Origin of the sequence: Butyrivibrio sp. AE2015 (genome assembly GCF_000420825.1) — a bacterium.
Taxonomy (GTDB): domain Bacteria; phylum Bacillota; class Clostridia; order Lachnospirales; family Lachnospiraceae; genus Butyrivibrio.
Genome location: NZ_ATVR01000002.1, coordinates 197,011 through 221,677, shown reverse-complemented (window position 1 = coordinate 221,677; position 24,667 = coordinate 197,011). Strand labels below are relative to the sequence as shown.

General features: G+C 41.0%; 19 protein-coding genes. 17 read left to right on the top strand and 2 right to left on the bottom strand.

The genetic code is table 11. The features are described from left to right. Positions 1-36 precede the first annotated feature (36 nt). From G585_RS0102010 to G585_RS0101985, 6 genes are all read left to right on the top strand, one after another. Positions 37-681, top strand: coding sequence for a tRNA1(Val) (adenine(37)-N6)-methyltransferase (locus G585_RS0102010; protein WP_442852421.1), 645 nt, complete (start codon positions 37-39; stop codon positions 679-681). Between the two features lie 70 nt (positions 682-751). Continuing rightward, a complete protein-coding gene (gene rsmI / locus G585_RS0102005) occupies positions 752-1,597 on the top strand; it encodes a 16S rRNA (cytidine(1402)-2'-O)-methyltransferase (RefSeq protein ID WP_022772612.1) in 846 nt (281 codons plus the stop codon). Positions 1,598-1,642: 45 nt separating this feature from the next. Then, complete coding sequence (locus G585_RS0102000) at positions 1,643-2,953, top strand: glycoside hydrolase family 27 protein (protein WP_022772611.1); 1,311 nt, start codon at positions 1,643-1,645, stop codon at positions 2,951-2,953. Positions 2,954-3,120: 167 nt separating this feature from the next. Further along, positions 3,121-4,734 (top strand): phosphoenolpyruvate carboxykinase (ATP), encoded by a 1,614-nt coding sequence (gene pckA, locus G585_RS0101995; RefSeq protein WP_022772610.1) that lies wholly within the window; start codon positions 3,121-3,123, stop codon positions 4,732-4,734. 78 nt (positions 4,735-4,812) lie between these two features. Continuing rightward, complete coding sequence (locus G585_RS0101990) at positions 4,813-5,538, top strand: hypothetical protein (RefSeq protein WP_022772608.1); 726 nt, start codon at positions 4,813-4,815, stop codon at positions 5,536-5,538. Between the two features lie 96 nt (positions 5,539-5,634). Beyond that, positions 5,635-6,027 (top strand): pyridoxamine 5'-phosphate oxidase family protein, encoded by a 393-nt coding sequence (locus tag G585_RS0101985; protein WP_022772607.1) that lies wholly within the window; start codon positions 5,635-5,637, stop codon positions 6,025-6,027. 109 nt (positions 6,028-6,136) lie between these two features. On the opposite strand, the gene G585_RS0101980 is transcribed toward G585_RS0101985, so the two are convergent. Then, complete coding sequence (locus tag G585_RS0101980; RefSeq protein ID WP_022772606.1) at positions 6,137-7,504, bottom strand: MFS transporter; 1,368 nt, start codon at positions 7,502-7,504, stop codon at positions 6,137-6,139. A gap of 238 nt (positions 7,505-7,742) precedes the next feature. Here G585_RS0101980 and G585_RS0101975 point away from each other — a divergent pair, with 238 nt between their 5' ends. From G585_RS0101975 to G585_RS16780, 4 genes are all read left to right on the top strand, one after another. After that, a complete protein-coding gene (locus G585_RS0101975; protein WP_022772604.1) occupies positions 7,743-10,964 on the top strand; it encodes an alpha-mannosidase in 3,222 nt (1,073 codons plus the stop codon). Between the two features lie 253 nt (positions 10,965-11,217). Then, on the top strand, positions 11,218-12,207 hold the full coding sequence (locus tag G585_RS0101970) for a hypothetical protein (RefSeq protein WP_155827707.1): 990 nt from the start codon (positions 11,218-11,220) through the stop codon (positions 12,205-12,207). A 155-nt stretch (positions 12,208-12,362) separates the two neighbouring features. After that, a complete protein-coding gene (locus G585_RS0101965) occupies positions 12,363-13,112 on the top strand; it encodes a hypothetical protein (RefSeq protein ID WP_022772601.1) in 750 nt (249 codons plus the stop codon). Positions 13,113-13,486: 374 nt separating this feature from the next. After that, the gene (locus G585_RS16780) at positions 13,487-15,175 is read left to right on the top strand and encodes a CehA/McbA family metallohydrolase (protein ID WP_022772600.1); all 1,689 of its coding nucleotides are present in this window, start codon (positions 13,487-13,489) and stop codon (positions 15,173-15,175) included. A gap of 24 nt (positions 15,176-15,199) precedes the next feature. Here the strand turns inward: G585_RS16780 and G585_RS20155 are convergent, their stop codons facing one another. Beyond that, positions 15,200-15,517, bottom strand: coding sequence for a helix-turn-helix domain-containing protein (locus G585_RS20155; protein WP_442852420.1), 318 nt, complete (start codon positions 15,515-15,517; stop codon positions 15,200-15,202). A gap of 168 nt (positions 15,518-15,685) precedes the next feature. Here G585_RS20155 and G585_RS20150 point away from each other — a divergent pair, with 168 nt between their 5' ends. The 7 genes from G585_RS20150 (at position 15,686) to iolD (ending at position 24,667) form a co-directional block, all read left to right on the top strand. Further along, positions 15,686-16,141, top strand: coding sequence for a hypothetical protein (locus tag G585_RS20150; RefSeq protein WP_442852419.1), 456 nt, complete (start codon positions 15,686-15,688; stop codon positions 16,139-16,141). Further along, a complete protein-coding gene (gene bglB / locus G585_RS0101950; protein WP_022772597.1) occupies positions 16,138-17,229 on the top strand; it encodes a beta-galactosidase BglB in 1,092 nt (363 codons plus the stop codon). Before G585_RS20150 ends, bglB begins: the two co-directional genes overlap by 4 nt. A 16-nt stretch (positions 17,230-17,245) precedes the next feature. Continuing rightward, the gene (locus tag G585_RS0101945; RefSeq protein WP_022772596.1) at positions 17,246-18,229 is read left to right on the top strand and encodes an ROK family protein; all 984 of its coding nucleotides are present in this window, start codon (positions 17,246-17,248) and stop codon (positions 18,227-18,229) included. A 66-nt stretch (positions 18,230-18,295) separates the two neighbouring features. Beyond that, positions 18,296-19,960, top strand: a complete 1,665-nt coding sequence (locus tag G585_RS0101940; protein WP_022772594.1) for a hypothetical protein — start codon at positions 18,296-18,298, stop codon at positions 19,958-19,960. Between the two features lie 33 nt (positions 19,961-19,993). Continuing rightward, positions 19,994-21,010: a 5-dehydro-2-deoxygluconokinase gene (iolC, locus tag G585_RS0101935; RefSeq protein ID WP_022772593.1), complete on the top strand. Its 1,017-nt coding sequence runs from the start codon at positions 19,994-19,996 to the stop codon at positions 21,008-21,010. A gap of 289 nt (positions 21,011-21,299) precedes the next feature. Beyond that, positions 21,300-22,568: a helix-turn-helix domain-containing protein gene (locus tag G585_RS18655; protein ID WP_022772592.1), complete on the top strand. Its 1,269-nt coding sequence runs from the start codon at positions 21,300-21,302 to the stop codon at positions 22,566-22,568. 167 nt (positions 22,569-22,735) lie between these two features. Beyond that, complete coding sequence (gene iolD / locus G585_RS0101920) at positions 22,736-24,667, top strand: 3D-(3,5/4)-trihydroxycyclohexane-1,2-dione acylhydrolase (decyclizing) (protein ID WP_022772590.1); 1,932 nt, start codon at positions 22,736-22,738, stop codon at positions 24,665-24,667.

The following is a 24,667-nucleotide window of genomic DNA, read 5'->3' as shown; positions in this document are numbered from 1 at the left end:
AGAATCATTCAGGATCCGGACAAATTCTGCTTTGGAATGGATGCAGTTCTTTTGTCTGGGTTTGCGTCAGCACCGGATGGAGGAAGAGTCCTTGATCTTGGAACCGGAACAGGAATTATTCCAATACTAATGGCAGCCAAGACTGGTGCAAAAGAGCTGGTGGGTCTTGAGATACAGCCTGAAAGCGCCGAAATGGCAAATCGCAGTGTGATTCTTAATGACCTGGAAGAAAAAGTAAAGATAGTCGAGGGAGACATTAAGGAGGCAGGCGAGTTATTCGAAGCTGCCTCTTTTGACGTTGTTACGAGTAATCCGCCATACATGATCGGTGGGCATGGGCTTCAGAACCCTGACGGGCCAAAGGCGATAGCAAGGCATGAGGTGCTGTGCGACCTTGAGGATGTTGTAAAGGCAGCAGCCAGGTGCCTTAAGCCCGGAGGAAAGTTTTACATGGTCCACAGGCCATTCAGGCTGGCAGAGATAATGGTGGTCATGAACAGGTACAAGCTCGAGCCAAAGAGGATGAGGCTAGTATATCCATTTATAGATAAAGAGCCCAGCATGGTCCTCATAGAAGGTGCCCGTGGCGGAAAATCCAGGATCACAGTCGAGCCGCCGCTTATAATATATGAATCTCAGCACAAATATACTAAAGAGATTTATGATATCTATGGTTTCTGATCAATGGATTTAGGCGGTTCAAGCGGGTAAATAGTAAAACCATAATTGAACAATTTAGACAGGTAATAAGATGCAGGGAAAGTTATTTTTATGTGCAACTCCGATAGGTAATCTGGATGATATGACATTCAGAGTTTTAGAGACGCTAAGGAGCGTTGATCTGATTGCTGCGGAGGACACAAGAAACAGCATAAAACTGCTCAATCATTTCGATATACATACAGAAATGACGAGCTATCATGAATACAATAAATTCGATAAGGCAAAATGGCTTATTGAAAAGATGCTTTCAGGGACTAATGTTGCGCTGATCACAGACGCAGGAACTCCGGCCATATCAGACCCGGGCGAGGTTTTGGTAGCAGAATGCCACAAGGCAGGAATCACAGTAACTTCGCTGCCTGGACCTGCGGCTTGTATTACAGCCCTAACTCTTTCAGGTCTCAGCACCAGAAGATTCTGTTTTGAAGGTTTCTTGCCCTCTTCTGATGACAAGAAATCCAGGAAAAGAATCCTCGAGGATCTGCAGGATGAGTCCAGGACCATGATAGTCTATGAGGCACCTCATCATTTGAAGGCGGCATTAAATGATCTGTATGAGACTCTCGGAAACAGAAGAATCTCAATTTGCAGAGAGCTTACCAAGAAATTTGAAGAGGTTACACCAACTACAATAGAAGAAGCAATTTCTTTTTATGAAAAAAATGAGCCTAGAGGCGAATATGTTCTGGTCATTGAGGGCAAAAGCCTGAAGGAACAGGACGAAGAAAAACGTCTTTCCTGGCAGGAAATGAGCATAGAAGATCACATGAAGTATTATGAGGATATGGGTGTTCCTCATAAGGATGCCATGAAGAAGGTAGCAGCTGACAGGGGTGTCGGCAAAAGGGATATTTATCAGGCTTTGTTAAAGTAAGGTATAAATAATTAAATTATGTAATGTCAGGCATCAGGAGGTTATATGGGAGAGAAGCATTATGTAGCAAAAAGGCCACCAATGGGGTGGAACAGCTGGGATTGCTATGGTGCCAGCGTAAATGAAGAGCAGCTTTTGGGTAACGCCAGATATATGGCGGAGCACCTTAAGGACTATGGCTGGGAGTATGTGATCTGCGATATTCAGTGGTATGAACCAACAGCAGATTCTCACTGGTATCACAAATTCACAGAACTTGAAATGGATGAGTATTCAAGGCTTGTTCCTGCTGTGAACAGATTTCCGTCAGCTAAGGATGGTAAAGGATTTAAGCCGATCGCGGATCAGATCCATGATATGGGCCTTAAGTTTGGTATACACATTATGAGAGGTATACCAAGGCAGGCTGTTCACAGAAATACAAAGCTTTTGGGGACAGATGCTACTGCAAGGGATATTGCGCATGATTCAAGCGTTTGCATGTGGAATACAGATATGTATGGTGTCGATGCAAAGGCTAAAGGTGCGCAGGAGTACTACAACTCTATTTTTAAAATGTATGCAGAATGGGGCATTGACTATGTAAAAGTAGATGACATAGCAAGAGTTAATTATGCTCCTGAGGCTCCGGGTGCAGTTTTATCTGAAATTGAACTTATTAAAAATGCAATAGCAAATTGTGGCAGAGACATAGTCCTCAGCCTGTCACCGGGACCTGCTAAAGTTGAGGAGAAGGATTTTCTTTTAGCAAATGCAAATATGTGGCGCATGACGGACGATTTCTGGGATAAGTGGGAATATCTCTACGGAATGTTTGAAAGATGCTATGCATGGCAGGGTGTTGGCTGCAAGGACCACTGGCCGGATTGCGATATGCTTCCGTTAGGACACGTATGTGTTTGCAATCAGGAAGGCAGTGAAAAGGGGCATTATACTCACTTCTCACACGATGAGCAAAAGATACTTATGACTCTTTGGTGCATATTCAGATCTCCACTTATGTTTGGCGGAGAGCTTAGGGATAACGATGAGTTTACCGACAGCCTTCTCACTAACGAGAGAATTATGAATATGCATAAGAATGGCAGAAAAGCCAGACAGATCCTGCGAAAAGACGACTTTGTTATCTGGAGAAGTGTAACAAAGGACGGAAAGCTTTATCTTGCTCTTTTCAACATCAGCGAGGAAGAGAAGAAAGTCAAATTAAAGCTTAAGGATATAGGTCTTTCTCCAAGGAAGAGATATCAGGCTGTAGAGATGTGGAGCAATGTGGCAAAAGAGCTGTCAAATGGCGAGAAGTTTAAGCTTAAACCACATTCCGTATTGTGCTTTGAAATTGACAATTATTTACAGTAATTTTATAGATATTTTGCATTAAAAAACTTGTTAAAACTTTGACTTTGTAGTATAAAAGTAGTATCGGGCGTAATTTTCCGATATTTACTATGTGCAACTACGGGTTATCAGATTATTTTATTAATTTGTCCGTAAAAACAATTATTATAAGAAAAGAGGATAGCAAAATGGCAAACATCGATTTAAGCCAGTATGGCATCACAGGAGTAAAAGAAGTCGTTTACAATCCATCATACGAGCAGCTTTTTGCTGATGAGACAGATCCTAGCCTTGAGGGCTTTGACAAGGGTCAGGAAACAGAGCTTGGCGCTGTAAACGTAATGACAGGTATTTATACAGGCCGTTCTCCAAAAGATAAGTTCATTGTAGAAGATGAGAAGTCTAAGGACACAGTATGGTGGACATCTGAGGAATATCCTAACGATAACCACAGAGCATCTCAGGCAGCTTGGGACGCTTGCAAAAAGCTCGCTGTAGAAGAGCTTTCAAACAAGAAGCTTTATGTAGTAGATGGTTTCTGCGGAGCTAATGAAGGAACACGTCTTGCTGTTCGTTTCATCATGGAAGTAGCTTGGCAGGCACACTTTGTAAAGAACATGTTCATCCGTCCTACAGAAGAAGAGCAGGCAAACTTCAAGCCTGATTTCGTTGTTTACAACGCTTCTAAGGCTAAGGTTGAGAACTATAAGGAACTCGGACTTAACTCTGAGACAGCAGTTCTTTTCAACGTAACAAGCAAAGAGCAGGTTATCCTTAATACATGGTACGGCGGAGAGATGAAGAAGGGTCTGTTCTCAATGCAGAACTACTTCCTTCCACTTCAGGGCATCGCTTCTATGCACTGCTCAGCTAACACAGATATGGATGGAAAGCACACAGCAATCTTCTTCGGTCTTTCAGGAACAGGTAAGACAACACTTTCAACAGATCCTAAGAGACTCCTCATCGGTGATGACGAGCACGGCTGGGATGACAACGGCGTATTCAACCTTGAAGGTGGTTGCTATGCTAAGGTTATCGGCCTTGATAAAGAGTCTGAGCCTGATATCTACAATGCAATCAAGAGAAATGCTCTTCTTGAGAACGTAACAGTAGATGCTAACGGCAAGATTGATTTTGATGATAAGAGCGTTACAGAAAATACTCGTGTATCATATCCTATCGACTTCATCGATAAGATTGCTCAGAAGGTAAATAAGGTTTCAGCTGGTCCTGATGCTGATAACGTAATCTTCCTTTCAGCAGATGCTTTTGGAGTACTTCCTCCAGTATCAATCCTTACACCTGAGCAGACACAGTACTACTTCCTTTCAGGCTTCACAGCTAAGCTTGCTGGAACAGAGAGAGGAATCACAGAGCCTACACCTACATTCTCAGCTTGCTTCGGACAGGCATTCCTTGAGCTTCATCCTACAAAGTACGCTCAGGAACTTGTTAAGAAGATGCAGAAGAGCGGAGCTAAGGCTTACCTTGTAAACACAGGTTGGAACGGAACAGGCAAGAGAATTTCTATTAAGGATACTCGTGGAATCATCGATGCAATCCTTAGCGGAGACGTTCTTAAGGCTGAGACAAAGAAGATTCCTTACTTCGATTTCGAAGTACCTACATCTCTTCCAGGAGTTGATCCAGCTATCCTTGATCCTAGAGATACATATGCTAACGCTTCTGAGTGGGAAGAGAAGGCAAAGGATCTTGCTGCAAGATTCCAGAAGAACTTCGTTAAGTACACAGGCAACGATGCTGGTAAGGCACTTGTATCAGCTGGTCCTCAGCTTTGATCTAACGAACACAAATAGATTAGCTAAAGAGATGGTCTTTTTGACCATCTCTTTTTTGCAAAGAAGAGAGATGAGAAGATGAGTAATACTTTCTTGGACTATGCACCGATTATCTTTATGGATATTAAAGAGCCAATAAAGATAAAGAAGGTGGGCTATGAAATATATAATGAAAATGGGGCTAGAAGTAAGTCTTTTAACAGGACCTTTGATTTTGAAAATTTCAAAGGGGCAGTAAAAGTTATAGAATACGCGTATTACCTGGATTATGATATTCAGCATTTATATGACCTTGAGCATATCTGGATATATATTGATGATTATGACAACATCGTAGGAGCTGAAGGGAGTTACCACGGAAGATTTTTGAATGCCCTGGTTCCTGAGCTTACTTCTTTTAATAAAAAGGATGCGTTGGGTGAAGAGTTTTTTATAAAGAGAGGCAATAGCGCTGAGATAGTTTATCCAAAGGGCAGCAGGCTGATAATGTACTCTCAGCCGGGGAAGCATGCGATGCTCTGCAGTCCAAAGGTGATGTATCTATACACAGAACTTTCTGAGAGTTGTGGTAGGCTTGCGGGCATTCATGGACTGGATGCGCCGGAAAGATACCTTAAGGATATTCATATAACGGATGAGGAAAATGAGAAGGTTGTTAAGTATATAAGAGAGCATTTTTCATTTGAACCGTCAATGGAATTTGAGGAAGTTTCAATTCCTGAAACAGACTACATGCCTTGGGATGAGCTGGCAGAGCAGATTCCAATATTTATTAAAGACCAGCTAAAAACTATACTTGGTTAATGAGAAAATAAGATGTTGCCTTTCGAGATTGCGCGCAATATAATTATATAAAACGTAACCATGATTGCTACAATTAATATAAAGGAGATGAAAAAGATGGAGAGAGTTGCACAGTTTCTTAAAGATGCAGGAACATATTATCTTGCTACAGTAGAGGGTGATCAGCCAAGAGTAAGACCTTTTGGAACAGCCCACATTTTCGAAGGTAAGCTCTATATTCAGACAGGAAAAGTAAAGGATGTATCAAAGCAAATACATGCTAATCCTAAGGTTGAGATTTGTGCTTTCAAAGGCGGAGAATGGCTTCGTGTAGCAGGTGAGCTCGTAGAGGATGACAGAGTTGAAGCTCGTCAGTCTATGCTTGATGCGTATCCATCACTTCAGAACATGTACAAAGCAGATGATGGAAACACAGAAGTATTCTATCTCAAGAATGCAACTGCAACATTCAGCTCATTTACTAGTGAGCCTGAAGTTGTTAAGTTCTAAATAAACTCCTCATAACGTGAAAAAGCTGCCCAGTGTTTTACTGAGCAGCTTTTTCAGCTAGAAATATTTCGCTTGATTTTTTTATTTTATAAATTCTCAACTGATTTGATCAGATCTCATCGCTTCCTTTAAGTTCTTTTATCTTTCCAAGAATCTGTTTTTCATTAAAAGTAAAGAAGATGCAGGCTCCGATAAAGCAGCAGATAAATGCAACTAGTGCTGTTAAACGGTAGCTCTGTTTGGTCTGTGAAACAGTGACTGATGTGAAGATTACCATTGCAAGCGCCTGTCCCATCTTAAAGGCAAAAGTTCTTGCTGCAAAGAACATGCCGCTTCTGTCTTCACCTGTTTCAAGTCTTGTAAGTTCAGCAACATCGGCAACGCAGGCCTGAGGAAGAATTCCGAGGATAGCCATAGGGATCGCTGCTGTTACAGCGATGATGAATCCCCAATGAAGACCTTTTCCGCAGAATACTGTTATAGCAAATACGCAGCAGTATGCGAAAAATCCGATGATGATAAGTGTCTTTTTACCAATCTTCTTGGCAAGAAGGTTTACCAGAGGATAGAGCATAACACTTATGGCTGTCATTGTAGCAGTTAAAACAAAGGTCCAGGTATCCTCAATCTCCATAAGCTTGGTCTCATAGAAGGCAAGTCCTGTCTGGAAAAGAGTCAGTGCAAAGAAATAGATAACATCGCTATATACAAAGTGACGGAACTGAACATTTGAAAAGGTCTGGGCAAGAGATTTAAATGGCTTGGTATCACTTGGCGTGCTGTCGATGTAGTCTTTTTCGTTAATATAAAAGGCAGGGATGAGCATTGCTATGCATGCAATTGCAGACATTATAGCAACTGACAGGCGAATAGCACCTTTTTGTCCGGCTACCCCGGTAAGTGCACCTGCAAGGTTTGGAAGCAGGAACGAAATACTCTGACCAACAATAAAAGTAAATGAAATATAAGTTGAAACGTTGATCCTGTGCTGCTGTGTATCACCAAGCTCTGCAATAAGAGCGTTGTATGGAGTGCAGAACATGGTCATGAAGAGGTAAAAGACCATGAGCAGAACAAAAAGGATAACGTCGTTAGCTGCAATTAATGATGTCTGAGGAAGCGCAAAAAGTCCAATTGTACAAAGAGAAAATGGAATTGCCATTGTGCGTAAAAATGGGATTCGACGGCCTTTTTTGTTGGAGCATCTGTCGGACCATCCTGCGATCAGAGGATCTGTAATGGCGTCAAATATTCTTCCCGCAGCAAGAACAAGACCAAATAATGTTAATTTAAAAAGAATCGGTTCCTGAGTTATGCCTGATGCAAAGAGACCGGTGTTTGGATTCTGAGCATCGGGACTTCCGGTGTAGTAGTACACCATCCAGTTAGATACGATTCCGGATAAAAGACTCCATCCAAACTGCCCCAATGCAAAGATCCACAAAAGTTTGTTAGTAATAGGTTTTAGCTGTCTCATAATGTAAGCGTCCTTTCGAAGTTTATGAAACTATTATAACGCAAACTGGTTTCCAATTGTGAGATATAAATTGCAGAAAAAGTAAGTAAAATTGTAAGGGGGGAGGCGATTATTGAGCACAGGGTAAAGACGGAACTGTATTCTTTTTCAGTGATTCAAATATTTATAGGTATTTATTAGTAATAGCGTGTATGCTACATTAAGTATTATAAACATTGCTTAAAACAGGGGTTAAAAAATGGGTAAAGCAGAAAAATATAACAAGATAAAAGACACAATAGAAATGTTGGAGAATAGTCTTTGGGAAGATGTCAGACCAGTAGATGAGCTGATGACCGAAGATGGGATCAGGATAAAAGAAGTTCCTTATGGCAGCAGGGAAACAGTTTTAGAAGACACTTCAATATGGGAGAGATTTGAACATGGAGCTTCCTGGGGAGAGACGGATACTCACTACTGTTTTCATGTGGCAGTGGAAATACCTGAGATTTATAGAGGAAAAGAGGTTCTTCTCTTTTTATCCACAGGGGCTGAAGACATATGGAATACAAACAATCCACAGATGCTGGTATACATAAATGGTAAAAGACGTTGCGGAATGGATATGAACCACAACAGCATTACTATCTTTGATAAAGAAGATTGGGATTGTGGAAAAGATAGGACTGTGGATATCAGGATATATGCCTATTCAAATCTTGATAAAAATGAGAACTATCTGAAGATGACAATTGCTGCCAGAAATGAGGCTGTTCAGAAGCTCTATTTTGACCTGAAAGTCCCATTTGAAGCCATGCAGGCCATGCTTGGGATTCCTTCCTCAAAGCGCGAATCTGTGCTTGATACAACCGCAGGAGCCTTTGAAGAGCAGAATAAAAATGTGGAAATCTCTGATGAGATTCTCGATGAGTTATCCACAAAGATATCCACGGATGTGCAAAACTCCGTGAAAATCATACTTGAGGGACTATCCACAGCGTGTGGATTAATAGACGTGGAAAACGTGGATAATAAAAATCCACTTACCAACAATTGTGGAAAACTCGCAGAAGCCGCAGATTTCCTAAGGAAAAACCTATATGGCAAAGATTATCTGCCGGTTACGGTGGCAAGTGTTGGACATACTCACATAGATGTTGCCTGGAAGTGGAGAATTCGTCAGACAAGAGAAAAGGTCATTCGCAGCTACTCAACTGTTATGGAACTTATGAAAAAGTATCCGGAATATCTTTTCATGGCTAGTACTCCACAGATGTATGAGTTTGTGAAGGAAGAAGAGCCAGAGCTCTTTGAGGAGATAAAAGAGAAAGTTAAGGAAGGCCGCTTTGAACCCGAAGGTGCAATGTGGCTTGAGGCAGACTGTAACCTGACTTCAGGTGAGTCTCTGGTCAGGCAGATCCTTTATGGAAAAGAGTATTTTAAAGAGGAGTTTGGTGTAGACAGCAAGGTTTTGTGGCTCCCTGATGTGTTTGGCTATAGCGCAGCTCTTCCACAAATCCTTAAAAAGAGCGGAATAAAGGCCTTTATGACCACAAAGGTTGCCTGGAATGATACCAACAGGATGCCACATGATCTTTTCAACTGGGAAGGTATCGATGGCAGCGTGATCCCTACCTATATAATCACAACCTGTGATTACGACAAGGCTGTGGAAGCAGGAAAGGATGACAGGATCCTTAACTATACCTACAACGGAAGGCAGAATGCATCTCAGGTAATGGGAGCATGGGAAGCCTTCAGGGAAAAAGACCTTACAGATGTAGTTCTTGACTGCTATGGATATGGAGATGGAGGCGGCGGTCCAACCTGGGAAATGCTGGAGATGAGTAGAAGGCTTGAGATGGGGATTCCAGGAGTTCCAAGGACCAGGCAGGAAACAGTTGGAGAGTTTTTTGAAAAGCTATTAAAGAAGGTTGAAGATAGGGAGGTTTCAGTTTGGAAAGATGAGCTTTATCTTGAATATCACAGAGGAACCTACACATCTATAGGAAAGAACAAAAAGAATAACAGAAGGTCAGAGTATCTCTTAGCAGAAGCTGAGCTTTTGTCTGTATGCGCATTTTTACAGGGAAAGAGTGCATATCCGGCAAAAGAAATTAAGGATATCTGGAAGAAGATCATGCTCAATCAGTTCCACGATATTTTACCGGGATCTTCAATAGAAGAAGTTTATCAGGATTCTGACGTGGACTATGCTGATATAAAAAGAAGAGCAGAAAATATCATAGACGAAGCAGTAAAGGAACTTGATCTGTCAAAGCTTGTCTGCGGTGTGGATAATGCTGAAGGCGGTGATATTGCTTGTGGTGAGAAAAAAGCTGTAAGTAATGACATTACTTGTGAAAATAAAGATGGAAAGATTTTTATAAATACAAGATTTTATACAGTAGTAGTGGACAGCAATGGTGAATTAGAAAGTCTTTTTGACAAAAAATGTGGAAAAGAGCTTAGAGATACGAACCAGAGTCCTTTGAACAGACTGATTGCCTTTGAGGATAAGCCTAAAGAGTACGACTGCTGGAATATCGATGCAGATTTTGAGAATGTTTCATGGGATGTTACAGATATAAGCGAGTTGTCAGTGAGCGGTGTTGATAAAACGGGAGAAATCGTAATTAGTATAAAGAGGCCATTCAGAAACTCTGAAATTCAGCAGAATATCCATTTCTATGCAGATTCGAAGCGCATAGATTTTGAGACAAAAATAGATTGGCATGAGCATCAGACTCTTTTGAAGGCTGCATTCCCTGTTGATGTGGATTCAGAACAGATCACATGCGAGACTCAGTATGGTAATCTGAAACGAAATCTCAAGAGAGAAAACAGCTGGGATAGAGCTAAGTTTGAGTGTTGTGTTCATAAATGGATGGATATTTCTGATAAAGAAGGCTCTTTTGGTGTCGCTGTACTTAATGACTGCAAATACGGCTATGATGCAAAAGAAAAACTTATGAGACTTACACTTATCAAGTCAGGAATATTCCCGAACCCTAACGCAGATCAGGGACTTCATGAGTTTACCTATTCTCTTTTCCCTCATGAGGGCGATTACAGAGAAGGCAAAGTAATAGAGGAGGCTAGAAAGTTAAATGAGAACAGTCATTTCTATATTCCTGAGAACAAGAGCTCTTTAAGCGGTCAGCCATCTGACATAGTGGCAGCAGCTATGCGTGGCGTAATTGACATCGAAGAAAGAGGCGTATTCGTTGAAGCTGTTAAGATGGCTGAGAACTCAAATGATATAGTGATCAGATTATTTGAAGGATACGGTGAAAAGCACACTGTTAAAGCAAGCCTGTTTACAGCCTTTGATATTGGTCCGAAAGACGTGGCTGAGTGTGACCTTCTTGAAAAAAAGACTGAAATACATGATGGCTTTAGCTACGATGCCCAGAATAAACTTTTGTCATTTGAGATTGAGCCATTTGAAATTAAGACGTTTGTCTTATCGGTATCTTGACCCTTTTTGGTCCCTTGGGGACGGGGTTAGAGGGCCATTTTATTCTCTGGTATTCTTTGAATTAAAATAAATATAAAAGATAAGGTGTCTGCTAATGAAATAAGGTTAGCAGTTCTTGCATATGCTTTTTTCACAGGTAGACTATAATGTATGTATGCAGGTTCTTCGCTATGAGGAATGGAAACACCAGTTTGACTTGAAGATGCCTTAAATGAGGCATTTCAAGATAGATACAAATTATGAGGAGGATGCTATGAAAAGAAATCAGAAAATGGCGGGAATCGCTGTAGCGGCGGTTGCTGCTGCAATGGTAATGGCTGGATGTGGAGCGAATGATGCGGAGAACGCGACATGGAGCTCAATTGATACTCCAGCAGAAAGTAAGGCGGAGAACACCACAGGAAAAACAACAGAAGCTGCATCAGAAAGCACCGCGGAGAATGGAGCAGGAAATGCAGTAGAAAATTCAGATGGGCAGACATATGCCGATGTAGAAAATGGAACTGCCAAAGTGAAATACACTGGAAAAGGCGATGTTCCTGGATATTTTGAGCTGTCACAGGTACTCACAGTTGGTGAAAGTTATACCGTTAACGAAATATGTGATGCTTTAAAGAAGATTGAAGATTTTCAGCAGGATGCTGAAATCACATATTCAAAGGTGGATTGCGGAAGTGACGGAGAGGAAGAACTTCTTGTTGAGGCTCAGCTTAGCGCTGGATTTGGCCTTGATATGATAATCAAAAAAATAAATGATGGATTTGTTATTTGCTATGACCAAAGTACTACAGAAAGATCATACGTAACAGTTAACGCCGATGGAACAATTGAGAGCGGCGGAGCATCAGCTGCTAATATCCATGATGTGGATTATGCTTACGTAGACGCAAGCGGAGAATATAAATTCTTTTATGGTGTGTCAGAAACACTTTCTTTGATGGAAACATATGACATTTATAAGGGTGATTCAGTAACTTCGATTTCCACAGAAGGAATAGATGCCGAGCACATGGCTGTTCTCGAGTATTATTTTGAGCAGAATTATGAGGAAAGAAATTCTTTCTATTCTTTCTATACATTTGATGATAGTTATAGCGAAGTAGAAACTGAAGCCGGAAAAGCAGATATAGCAGAACTGGGAGTCAGATTTAAGGACGAGGGATTCCAGATATATGATTCTGAAGGGATAAAAGCGGTTCTTAACGAAAGAGCCCAGGAAATTGGCTATCCCGGAAGGTTCTAAAGGTAATAATTGAAATATGTTATCAGCAAAATGATCATTTTTTCAAATACAAACAATATATTGTTTTACAAAACAATTATTGACTATATAATGTAATTAAAGAAACGGCGAATATTTATAAAAAAGTATTATGAGGATTTCTGGGGAGAAAGATCATGGCACTGAGCATTTCGGGGATTGTAAGTGCGGTAAATAATTATTTGTATTCTATTTCAGATGTAGCCAAGGCTACATCTGAAGATTCTAATACCACAGATTCTAGTGGCGTTTCCGCTTTCCAAAAATATCTGAATAAGGCAGCCCAGGACAGCAGTGAGTCTTCTTTGGCAGAAGATGCAGAAGTCAGCGCAGCAACTCAGGATGCCCTGACTGACAAAATAAATTCAGTATTTACTGACATGGATCTTGAAACGACAATTCTGAATAACATAGCAAGCCGAAGTGTCGATGTTCGATCTGAAATTACCAAAAACATCGCATCCCACACAGTGGATGTAAAGGCTGAAATACTACAGAATATGGCAGAACACGGGGCAGACCTTAGTGGAATTGCAATTTCAGCCGTTGAAGAAACACAGCCCTCGTCAACTTCAACAGATGGGGATTCAGCAGCCAACTCGAACGCCTACAACGGGCTTCTTTCTCAGAATGCGTTAAAAGAGCTGGCGCAGTCCGCGTACTTTTCTGGAAATCTCTTGCAAAACACGCTTATAAGCGGGACTTCCGAGAGCAGCACAAGTAGCTCCGATGACCTCACTCTTGCAGATTTGAATTCCAATTCTCTTACAGCGAATACTTTAGGGGCAGCAGGAACGACTCTTTCCCAGAGTGAATATGCTGCAGCTTTGTTAAATGCCTACAAGGCAACTCCATTGACCAGTGTTTTTGGGGATTTTCAGGTATAATAACAGGGCGAAAAAATGCAATTGATGATTGCAAATATTGTCCTTTGTGGTGAAAGCTGGTCATAAGAGCAACAACAAAAAATGCAATCTTTTTAAATAGATAACATAAAAACCGCGTAGATAATGCACGATTATGAAAATAAAATGTATGATATGGAGATATGATTATGCTCTATGTCATACATTTTTTAATGGCAGGGGAGAAAGGACATAATACGTTCATGCTAGCATGATAAGTATTATGGCTTTGAAACCCGAAGAATATGAGGAAGAAGCACTATTGTGCGAATTCCGAATGTTCTAGAATTGCGAGAGTTGCGAGCAACGGAGCAATTCGTGCCATTATTTTGCAGTTACAACAGAGAGGAGCAATCATGAGTAAAGAAACAAAGTTTTTATCAATAGCCATCGGGCTGTTGCAGGGGAAATTTAAAGAAGAAGGCAAAAAAGACGTAGTCGTATCCAACATGGATGCAGATAGACTACTTTTATTCACAAAATATGCACTGGAAAACTACAAACTTAAAGGAAATAAAAGAGTAAACGAAGTAGATTATCCGGGGACAAATGATAGAAACAGATTTCATAACAATGGAATCGTAGATAAAAACGGAACCCTCGGAAGTATTTATATAGAAACAAAGTGCCACGGCCAGGGAACTCCGGCCCAGGTAAAGCTCTTTAAATTATTACCCGGAGAGACGCCTGAGAACTTTAACAGAGTAAACGGAAAAATAACCATGATCCGCGACATTACCGGCTTTGACGGATGCCTTTCAAGAAAGCTTCCTGTTGGACAATACGTAGTAGAGATTTCCAAAGGAAGTGAGTATGAGATCATCACAGACTCTTTGGAAGTAACAGAAAATAAATATGAAAAAAGACAGTATGAATTAAATCATTTCATTGATCTGTCAGATGATGGATGGATTGCCGGAGATCTGCACCACCACTGCATTTATTCAAGCCCTGTGTTTGGCGGGGATGATGATGTGGTTGAATCTCCAAAGGAAGTTGCTAATTCCATGATGGCCATGGGTCTTAGGTATGGTGCACTTTCCGATCATCACAACGTGCTCAACCATGATTATTGGAGAGCCTGCAAGAGAGATGATTTTACACCAATAATGTCAAAAGAGATTTCTACATCTAATGGCCATGTTATGCAGATGGGCGTTGAAAAGGATGTAATATATAAAATTCCTGATGATGAGCACAGGACAGATGAGTATTTAAGAGCTGAGTTTGTGAGGATCACAGATGAGATCAAGGCAAACGGAGGCCTTCCACAGATAAATCACCCAAGAGATCTTCAGAGATCGATCTCCTGGAATCCGAATTTTGAGGATATGCTGGACATCTTTGAGACTATGGAGATATGGAACGGCTCAGCCCCAATGATGATGGGAAGCACAGACTATGCGGCATATGAGCTGTGGCTTAAGTGCCTTAGAAGAGGCCTTTTCCTTCCGGCAACAACAGGAAGTGATACTCACAACATTGCTGCAGACGATTACCACGTGCTCTATGACAATATTCTCGATACGTACGATTTGATAAAAGAAAACAAGTCAGAACTGGAGGAAAAGTATCCTGAAGAAGTCCATGTATTTGAGCTTATATGCGAAAGCCTGTTACCAATACTTGAGAAATGGGCTGAGACCTGCCTTACAAGTGGCGGCGTCAGAACTTACATTCATGCCGGTAAAGACAGGGAGCAGAAAAATCTTTTACAGACTCTAAAGAGTGGACACAGCTTCTTAACTAACGGACCAATACTTATTCCGACTGTTAATGGCAAGCTTCCAGGTGAGAAGCTCTGCGGCGAAAAAGAGCTCCATATAGATCTAAAGCTTTTATCAAACAGAGAACTTACAAAGTTGGAAGTTCATTCTGAGAATGGCCTGTTAAAAGAAATAGAGCTTGATGCAAAAAAAGAAAACGGCTTCTACGATTACAGCCAGAAAATAGAACAGACCATAAAAGAAGACCGTTTTGTATATTTCATTGCAAAGAGTGATTGTACAAACCTTGCTATTTCTAATCCCGTTATTTGCGGGTAATTGAAATATGTGTCACACCTGCATTTATTTGTGAGTGATAGCAGTTTGCCTATACTGCCTTGGCGAAGTTCCTGCTACTTTATTGAAGATGCGGTTGAACTGAGAAAACGAAGCGAAACCGCATTCTTCAGAAATAACTGAAATCTTATCGTTTGATGAAACCAGACGATATTGAGCGTTCTTAATCCTGGTGAGCTGAATGTAGTTGGACAGATTAAATCCGGTAACCTGCTTAAATACACGGGACAGGTAGCTCGGGCTCACGAAGAACTGCTCTGAAAGGGTATTAAGAGAAATATCTTCATTGTAATGAGCGTGTATATAGGATGAAACTTCATACATCTTCTGCTCTATAGAGTTATAGCTCTGGTCATTGGTGTAGAGATTTTTATCCTTCAGACTGTAAAGAGTGTATAAAAACTCCTGGAACTTGGTATGAATGTAAAATTCATCGGCAGGGTTGCCATAGTACTGATGCTCTTTTGAAAAGATAAAAAGTGAGTTGAGAATATCGATAAGTTTCTGTCGGTCCTCAAGATCAAACCTGAATATAGGAACCTCACTTTTGAAAGGCTGAAGTATTTCAGCGTAGGCATCAGCTGTTTCAGGGCTGTTCAGCTCATACATGAAGTCAATGATGATTCTTTTGCTGGGTTCGCCCTTGTAATAAACAGATTTATGCATGACAGAAGGCGCCAAAAGAACAATGTCACCCATGTGAATATTGTAGGGAACACCTTCAATAAGATGAGTAGCATTCGGCGCAAGAAGGATCAACATCTCGTAATATGGATGGAGATGCTGGAACTCCATGTTTATAGAGGCATCTCTTTTATCATAATCAATATAGTAAAAAATATTGTTAGGGATGTTGTTGATAATTATATAGTGGTTGTCTTCGTAATAAACACTGTCATTTATAAGCATGAGAATAGTATATATGAAAAAGAAAGAGGTATCAAATGAAAGTCGATAATGAAAAGATTGAAAACACATTAAAAATTCTGGCAGACAGTTTCCAGAAATTCCTTTACGAGGATGATGAATACTTTTTGGAAAATATGAAGTCAAAGAATCTGGCAGGAGATGATGTGTCAAGATATCAGCACTGGGAGTGGACTCAGGGCGTCGGACTTTATGGCCTCTTACAGATGTATGAAGAGACAGGAAAAGAGGAGTATCTCGAATTTCTTAATCAGTTCTATGAAAAAGAGATTTCTCTTGGCCTTCCTGCAAAAAACATAAATACAACAGCTCCTCTCCTTCCTTTATCTTTTATCCTTAAGGAAAAAGAGAACCCTACATATAGAAAAGTTTGTCATGAGTGGGCAGAAGCTATAATGAAGGATTTTGTAAGAACTAAAGAAGGCGGTTTTACTCACAGAACTTCAGATAGCGAAAATGATCAGGAGCTCTGGGATGATACTCTTTTCATGACAGTTATGTTTCTTGCCAGCATGGGAGAAATAGAAGATAACGACGAATACAGACAGGAAGCCAGATATCAGTTCCTTTTACATATCAAATACCTGGTAGATCATAAGACAGGTCTTTTGTTCCATGGATGGACATTTAAAGGAAATCACAACTTCGCAGAAGCTCTCTGGGGTCGTGGAAACTGCTGGTTTACAATGGCAGTGCCCGAGTATCTGTCAATTGCCAAAGTTGAAGGTGCTGATAGAAGATTTTTGATAGAAGCTCTTAATGCTCAGGTTGAGGCACTTGAGAAGTATCAGGATGAAAGCGGAATGTGGCACACACTTGTAGATGATGCGACTTCTTATGTGGAGACCAGCGCTACATGCGGATTTGCCTATGGTATATTAAAGGCAGTGAGAATGGGACTTATTGATCCCAAGTACAAAGAGATTGCGCTGAAGGCACTTGCACCTGTGCTGGACAATATAGCAGAAGACGGAACTGTTAATCAGGTTTCTTACGGAACACCAATGGGACGCGAATCCAAGGACTTCTACAAGCAGATTGAGATCAAGCCAATGCCTTATGGACAGGCCCTGGCAATGCTGTTCCTTTTAGAGGTGTTGAAAGCTTGATAATACTTGAGAAGATGTGGGAAAAGACATGTATAGAATAGGCGTAGATGTTGGCGGAACAAATATTGCAATAGGACTAGTCGATGAGGCTTACAACATAGTTGTTAAGACATCCATAAAAACATCTGAGGCAAGTGAGCCTGAGCAGATGATAGATGCCATTGCACTGACTATAAAGAAGATCCTCGTGGATAAGGACTTGTCGGAGTCAGATATAGAAGCCATTGGCGTGGGCGTTCCGGGAACAGCGGAGCTGACCACAGGCAGGATTATGTATGCCAATAACCTTGGCTTTGAAGAGGTACCTTTTTTACCAAAGCTAAAAGAAGCACTGGGTACAGAGCTCGGAAGCAAGACCTCTTTTGATAATGATGGAAATGCAGCTGCCATCGGTGAGTACATCACCGGCGGCTACGATGTGGACAATTTCATGATGGTAACTCTTGGAACCGGAATAGGCGGAGGCATCATCATTAACAGGAAGCTGCTTAGAGGTGTCAATTTTGCGGCAGCAGAGTTTGGGCATATGACAATTAACCTTGACGGCGTCGATTGCAACTGCGGAAGGAAAGGTTGTTTTGAAGACTATGCTTCTGCAACATCACTTATGAACCAGGCAAAAGAAGCAATGGAAAAAGATGTGGATAAGGAGTCTTTGCTGTGGCAGCTTTGTGGAAAAGCAGAAAATGCAGATGGCGAGATATTCTTTGAAGCGGTAAGACGCAAAGACAGGCTTGCATTGGAGGTTCTTGATGGATTTACTACATATCTGTCTGAGGGAATAACAAATCTTATCAATATTCTTCAGCCGGATGTGTTGGTTTTAAGCGGCGGTATAACAAGGGCAGCAGATCTTTTCCTGGATGATCTTAAAAAGAAGGTTGCCAAAGGAATATATTCCAGAACCAGTGAAAAGAACACAGAGATCATGCTTGCTCATGGAATTAGCGATGCCGGAGATGTAGGTATCATCGGCGCAGCGCTGATCGATAGAGGATAAACTACTAAAGCATGTACTTAAAGATGCTTACATAAGATATGAATAATTTGCAGTTGGAGGCATATTATGGAAAAACACTATCAGATAATTTTAAAGGATACAGAGGAGCTGGTTTATGAGTCAATGCGCCAGCAGATCATGGATGAGAAGAACCCTAATGTAGGAGCTTTTTTGGATGACAATCATATCCTGGATGCCAAATACACAATTTACAGAACAGCATCCATGATCGCTCTTTATTGTAACAGTGACAGCTCTTTATACAGGGATGAAGCTCTTTTAAACAGAATCAGGTTGGGACTTGGCTTTGCTAAAAAAATGCAGCATGATACAGGTCTTTATGACTATGTTACATGTAATTTCAACTCTGCACCTGATACAGCTTTTTCTATAAAGAAGCTTATGCCATTTTTCTTTTACCTGAGGGATGTTGTAGGTGATAAGAAGACAAAAGAAGAACAGGAAATCTTCGATACAATAAGCGCAATTATCGAGAAGGCTGCAAAGGGCATCGTGACAGGCGGCTTCCACACACCTAACCACAGATGGGCAATCGCATCAACCCTTATGGAGTGTGCAAAGATCTACAATAATGATGACATGGTAAAGCGTGCAAATGAATATCTTGCTGAAGGTATCGACTGCAACGAAGATGGCGAATTTGCTGAGAAGTCAGCAGGTAACTACAACCGTGTCAACAACGATGCCATGATCACTTTAGCAGAGGCAACAGGTGATAAGAAGTATGAAGAGTATGCTGTGAGAAACCTTCACATGATGCTTCATTACTGGGAGCCTGACGGATCTGTTTACACTGCTAATTCTACAAGATTTGATAAAGACAGACTTTCATATCCGACAGATTACTACACCGAATACATGCTCATGGGACAGCGACACAACATCCCTGAGTTCTATGAAATGTGCAACACTATCATCGATATTTGCCAAAAGAAAAATATGCTTGCTCCGGACAGCCTCATTTACTTCATGTGGTATCCGGAGTGGAGAACAATAGAGCATGAGGGACTTTATGGCAATCCTGACTACCATGTTTTCTATAAGAATTCAGGAATTTCCAGAAATAAGTCCGGAAGATATACATACACAGCTATGAGCGGCAAGTCCAACTTCCTTTATTTCCATAATGGATCTATAAAGATGGAGATGAAGGTCGCAGGAAGCTTCTGTGAGCACAGAGCTTTCAAGGCTGAAACAATGGAAGAGATAGAGGGCGGTGTTCACCTGCATCAGACAATGCATGGCTGGTATTACCTTCCCTGGACAGATGAGAAAAGACCTGCTACCAGCGACTGGTGGGAGATGGATAATTCCAAGAGAGACAAGAAAATGGGTCCTGACATGGACATCGACGTTTGGGTTACAGAGTCAAAAGACAAAGACGGAATCGATGTACGTGTTAAGACAAGCGGCGTAGAAGGTGCGCCTTGGAGAATCGAGCTCTCATTTACAGGGGCAACATTCCTTGAAAATGGGCATCTCGCAACCCATCTCACAGGAAATGAAGCACTTACTGTAAAAGATGATTACGTCGAGCTTTCTAATCACAAGGATACTCTTATTGTGGGACCTGCCTTTGGCGCACACAGATTTATGGAGGGTAAAGAGGATTCCGAGCTTAGAAACGCAGGTGCATCAACAATCTACTTCACAGATTACACAGGATTTGACCATACAATTACTGTAAGGAATAAGAGGAGCCAGTTCTAAGAAAATCTTTGTTAAAAATTAGAGGGTATTAAGATGAGGTATGTAGAGTTTGATCAGAATAGAAAAATGGACATAGTTTTCTTGGGGAGAATAGCTATAGACTTTAATCCTGTAGATTATTTTCATCCACTTGAAGAGTGTACTACTTTTAAAAAGTACCTGGGCGGATCTCCTGCCAACACATCTATCGGAGTGACAAGACATGGCCTTAAAGCAGGCTTTTTTGCCAAGGTATCTGATGACCAGTTCGGAGATTTTGTTATTCACTTTATGGAAAAAGAGGGAATTGATACCTCTCACATTACAAGATGTACAAATGGTGAGAAACTCGGTCTTACCTTTACAGAAATCCTTTCACCTACAGAGAGCAGCATCCTCATGTACAGAAATGAGATAGCAGATCTTCAGCTTTCTGTTGAGGATATTGATGAAGAGTATATTGCTAATAGTAAAGCTCTTTTGATATCGGGAACAGCGCTTGCTGCAAGTCCATCGAGAGAGGCTGCTTTAAAGGCAGTGATGCTTGCGAAAAAGAATGGCACAAGAGTAATCTTCGATATAGACTACAGGGCATACAATTGGAAAAACGATGATGAAATCTCAATTTACTACGCAACCGTAGCAAAAGAAGCTGATATCATCATGGGATCAAGAGAAGAGTTTGACCTTACAGAAAAGCTCATTGAGCCCGGAAGAAATGATGAGCAGAGCGCCAATGCATGGTTTAATGAGAACGCCAAGATTGTTCTTATTAAGCATGGCAAAGAAGGCTCAACTGCTTATACAAAGGATGGCGAGAAGTATTCAATAAAGCCATTCCCTGTAAAAGCACTGAAGGGCTTTGGAGGCGGCGATGGCTACGCATCAGCTTTCCTATACGGAATCTTCTCAGGCTGGGAAATGATCGACTGCCTTGAGTTTGGCAGCGCAGAAGCTTCCATGATGGTAAAGAGCCACTCCTGCTCAGAGGAATTACCAACAACCGATGAAGTCAGAAAGTTTATTGAGGAAGAAAAAGCAGAGTACGGCGAGATGATCGCTAGAGGATGAAAATAAAGACCTGAAAATGCAAGGAAACTTTCTAAAATAGCTATAAAATGCAAGTTTACATATCTTTTATAAATGCGAACTACAATATTTTGTTTTGGTGATTCGAAAAACACAACTGATAGAAAGAATTCAGATATAGGCAAAACATAATGCAAGAACATTTTCTATTATATTAAAATCGGTGACCATCGTGAGGTGGTGCTTGACTCATGAGATTGTAAGAGCTACAATTCGATTAGACGAATTCGACTAATCGAATTGTAGCTCTTTTAGTTTTTATGGAGGTTTTATGCAGATAGGAAGCAAGATTTTTGAAATTCTTAAGCAGCGGGGAATCACGCAAAAAGAGTTTTCGATGAAAACAGGAATAGCAGAGAGCACAATCAGCGATTGGAAGAGAAAAGGCTTTAATCCATCTGCAGCGAAACTTCCGGTTATTTGCAATGTGCTGGGAGTGTCACTAGATGAATTATTAGATGATGGTGCAGATTCAAGCAATTTAAAAGAGAGCATAGACTATTCTTTTTCATTAAGCAATGATGAGAAGAATTTAATCGAATTGTTTAGGAGCGCAGATGATGGGCAAAAGAGGAGGATTTACTCATATGCGCTGGAATTGATGAAAATAAATAGCGAAACAGTTCAGATAGAACAAGAGAGTAAACCTCAGGAAAAACAAGATGATGAATTAGCAAACAAGAAAACTCTGTGTAAGAGGCTTCGCAGGCTTTCAAGGCTGGACAGAATAAAACTGGATGAGTCAGAGCATGCTTCTGGTCTTAATAGGCATCTTTTCAAGTACTTTGACTTTATTGGTGTTGATAAATTGGATTACATCAAGAAGTATCTGGAACATATTCAGCCTTTTATGATAAAAGAGATTAAAACACAGGAGAAATTTGATAATGCAATTTGTGTACTCGATGAGTACTATCGGATTTCTGTATATATTAAACTTGATGCGACTAAGGGAGAAGAGGTAATTGTTTCTTTCCATGAGAACAATAAAAATGGAGTTGCCAAAAGAGAACCATTAAAGAGGACTAATCAGGAAGTATATGTTTTTCCGGAATCAATTAGTTCCCATGTTGTAGGGACTGACAAATATACAATAAATCTTTTTATTACGAGAGGGGCAACAAGCCTTCCGATGACTGTATCCGCAAGAAAGTGTGATGATGAAGGCTTTTGGGTCAGGATGTCTGACATTAGCAGAAATATGATAGAAACAGCGAACAGTTATTTACAGGATCTATATACAGCGGGGCTTGATTATTCAGAAATAGAGCCATTCTACTCACTTCAGCAGATATCATTTACTTCTTATGGGACAGATGTTTTCTCAGGAATATCTCTTTTGATTGACAGCCTTTTGATGCAGATGAGCCCTTTTAGTAAGCAGGTGGCAGATTCTGCCTTGTGTATATTCTGTAGTACGATTGAATTGCCAGAAATCACTAAGAAAGAACTTCTGGATACCTTACGAGAAAGATATAAAGTGAATTCTGTTAAGATACTTCCAGAAATTTTGAGGAGGGTGGAATTGAATTTGTTATGATATACTTAAAAGATAAAAAATGCAATGTTTTATCCTTGCAAGCATAAAAACCGCGTAGATAATGCTATAAAATAAAAATAAAATGTATGATATGGAGATAAATTTTGCTCTATATCATATTTTTTTGAGCAAAAACATGGGTATAGCTTTTTTTATAGGAGAAGGTTATGGAGAAAACAGTTAAGCTGACGACAGCACAGGCGCTGGTGAGATTCCTTGACCAGCAGTACGTTTCTTTTGATGGAAAAGAGACAAAGTTTGTAGAAGGTATTTTCACAATATTCGGCCACGGAATCGCGGTAGGGCTTGGGGAAGCCCTTGATCAGAATCCGGGTAAGTTAAAAGTATTTCAGGGGAGAAATGAGCAGGGAATGTGCCACACAGCCTGCGCATTTGCAAAACAGCACAATCGAAGAAAGATTATCGCATGTTCTTCAAGCGTTGGCCCCGGAGCTGCAAATATGGTCACAGCCTGCGCTGATGCTACTGTTAATCATATTCCGCTTCTTGTTTTTCCAGCGGATACTTTTGCATCAAGGCAGCCTGATCCTGTTCTGCAGCAGCTGGAAGTTGATTCATCTCTTGCTGTTACAACAAACGATGCATTTAAGCCAGTGTGCAAGTACTGGGACAGAATAAACAGACCTGAGCAGCTTATGACAGCTATGATAAGCGCTATGAGAGTTTTGACAGACCCGGCTCAGACCGGCGCTGTCTGCATTGCACTTCCTCAGGATATAGAGGGTGAAGCTTACGATTATCCGGAGTACTTCTTTAAAAAGAGAGTCCACAGGATAGTTCGTCAGGCGGCAGCAGCTGAGGAAATAGCTGATGTTGTTGAAAAGATAAAAAAGGCAAAGAAGCCACTAGTAGTAGTTGGCGGCGGAGCCAAGTATTCTGAAGCCGGCGAAACAATAGAGAAATTCTGCAACTCTTTTAACATTCCATTTGGAGAGACTCAGTCAGGAAAGAGTGCCTGCAAATCATCTGATCCTATGTGTCTTGGAGGAATCGGGGTAACCGGAACTTCAGCAGCTAACCAGATTGCAAAGAAGGCTGATCTTATAATTGCGCTTGGAACAAGGCTTTCAGACTTTACAACAGGTTCAAAGAGGCAGTTTAAACAGGGCGCTGAGGTTGTGACCATAAATGTAAACCGCTTTGATGCTTACAAGATGGATGCTACAAAGGCAGTTGGCGATTTGAAAGAGACGCTTCTTTTGGTGATAAAAGAACTCTCAAAGAGCAAATATAAGAGTGCCTATAAAGATGAGATAAAATCTGCAAAAGCTAAATGGGACAAAGAGATGGAGCGACTTGGCGGCATTGTTTATACAGGCCCTAAGTTTAAGCCAATGATCGAGGCTCGCGATCCAAGAACACTTCCAGAGTTCCATGAACTTACTAAGGCAACTCTTACTCAGACTGCAGCAATTGCTACAGTCAGAAGATGCATAGATGAGAACGCAACTATAGTGACAGCCGGCGGTTCACTTCCAAGTGACCTTCAGAGAATGTGGACTACGGACGAAAGATGCGGCTATCACGCAGAGTACGGATATTCCTGCATGGGATATGAAGTTGCAGGAGCTCTCGGTGTAAGGCTCGCAGATCCTAAGAAGGAAGTCTACACATTCCTGGGAGACGGAAGTTTCCTCATGCTCCACAGCGAGATTGCGACAGCAATGCAGGAAAAAGCCAAGATAAACATTCTTGTATTTGATAACTGCGGCTTTGGATGTATAAACAACCTTGAGATGACTCATGGTATGGGATCTATTGCAACAGAGTTCCGCTATAGAGACAAAAATGGAAAGCTCTCAGGAGACCTTATTCCTATTGATTATGCAATGATCGGAAGAGGATACGGACTTAAGACTTACACAGTAAGAACAGTGGAAGAGCTGGAAGAAGCCCTCAAGGATTCCAGGAAACAGAAAGTTTCAACACTAATAGATCTTAAGGTAATGCCTAAGACTATGACTGATGGCTATGATTCCTGGTGGGATGTAGGACTGGCAGCTGTATCTGAGAGTAAAAGCGTTAGAGACTGCAGAAAAGAAGTCGAAGAAGGCAGACGCGAAGCAAGAAAATATTAA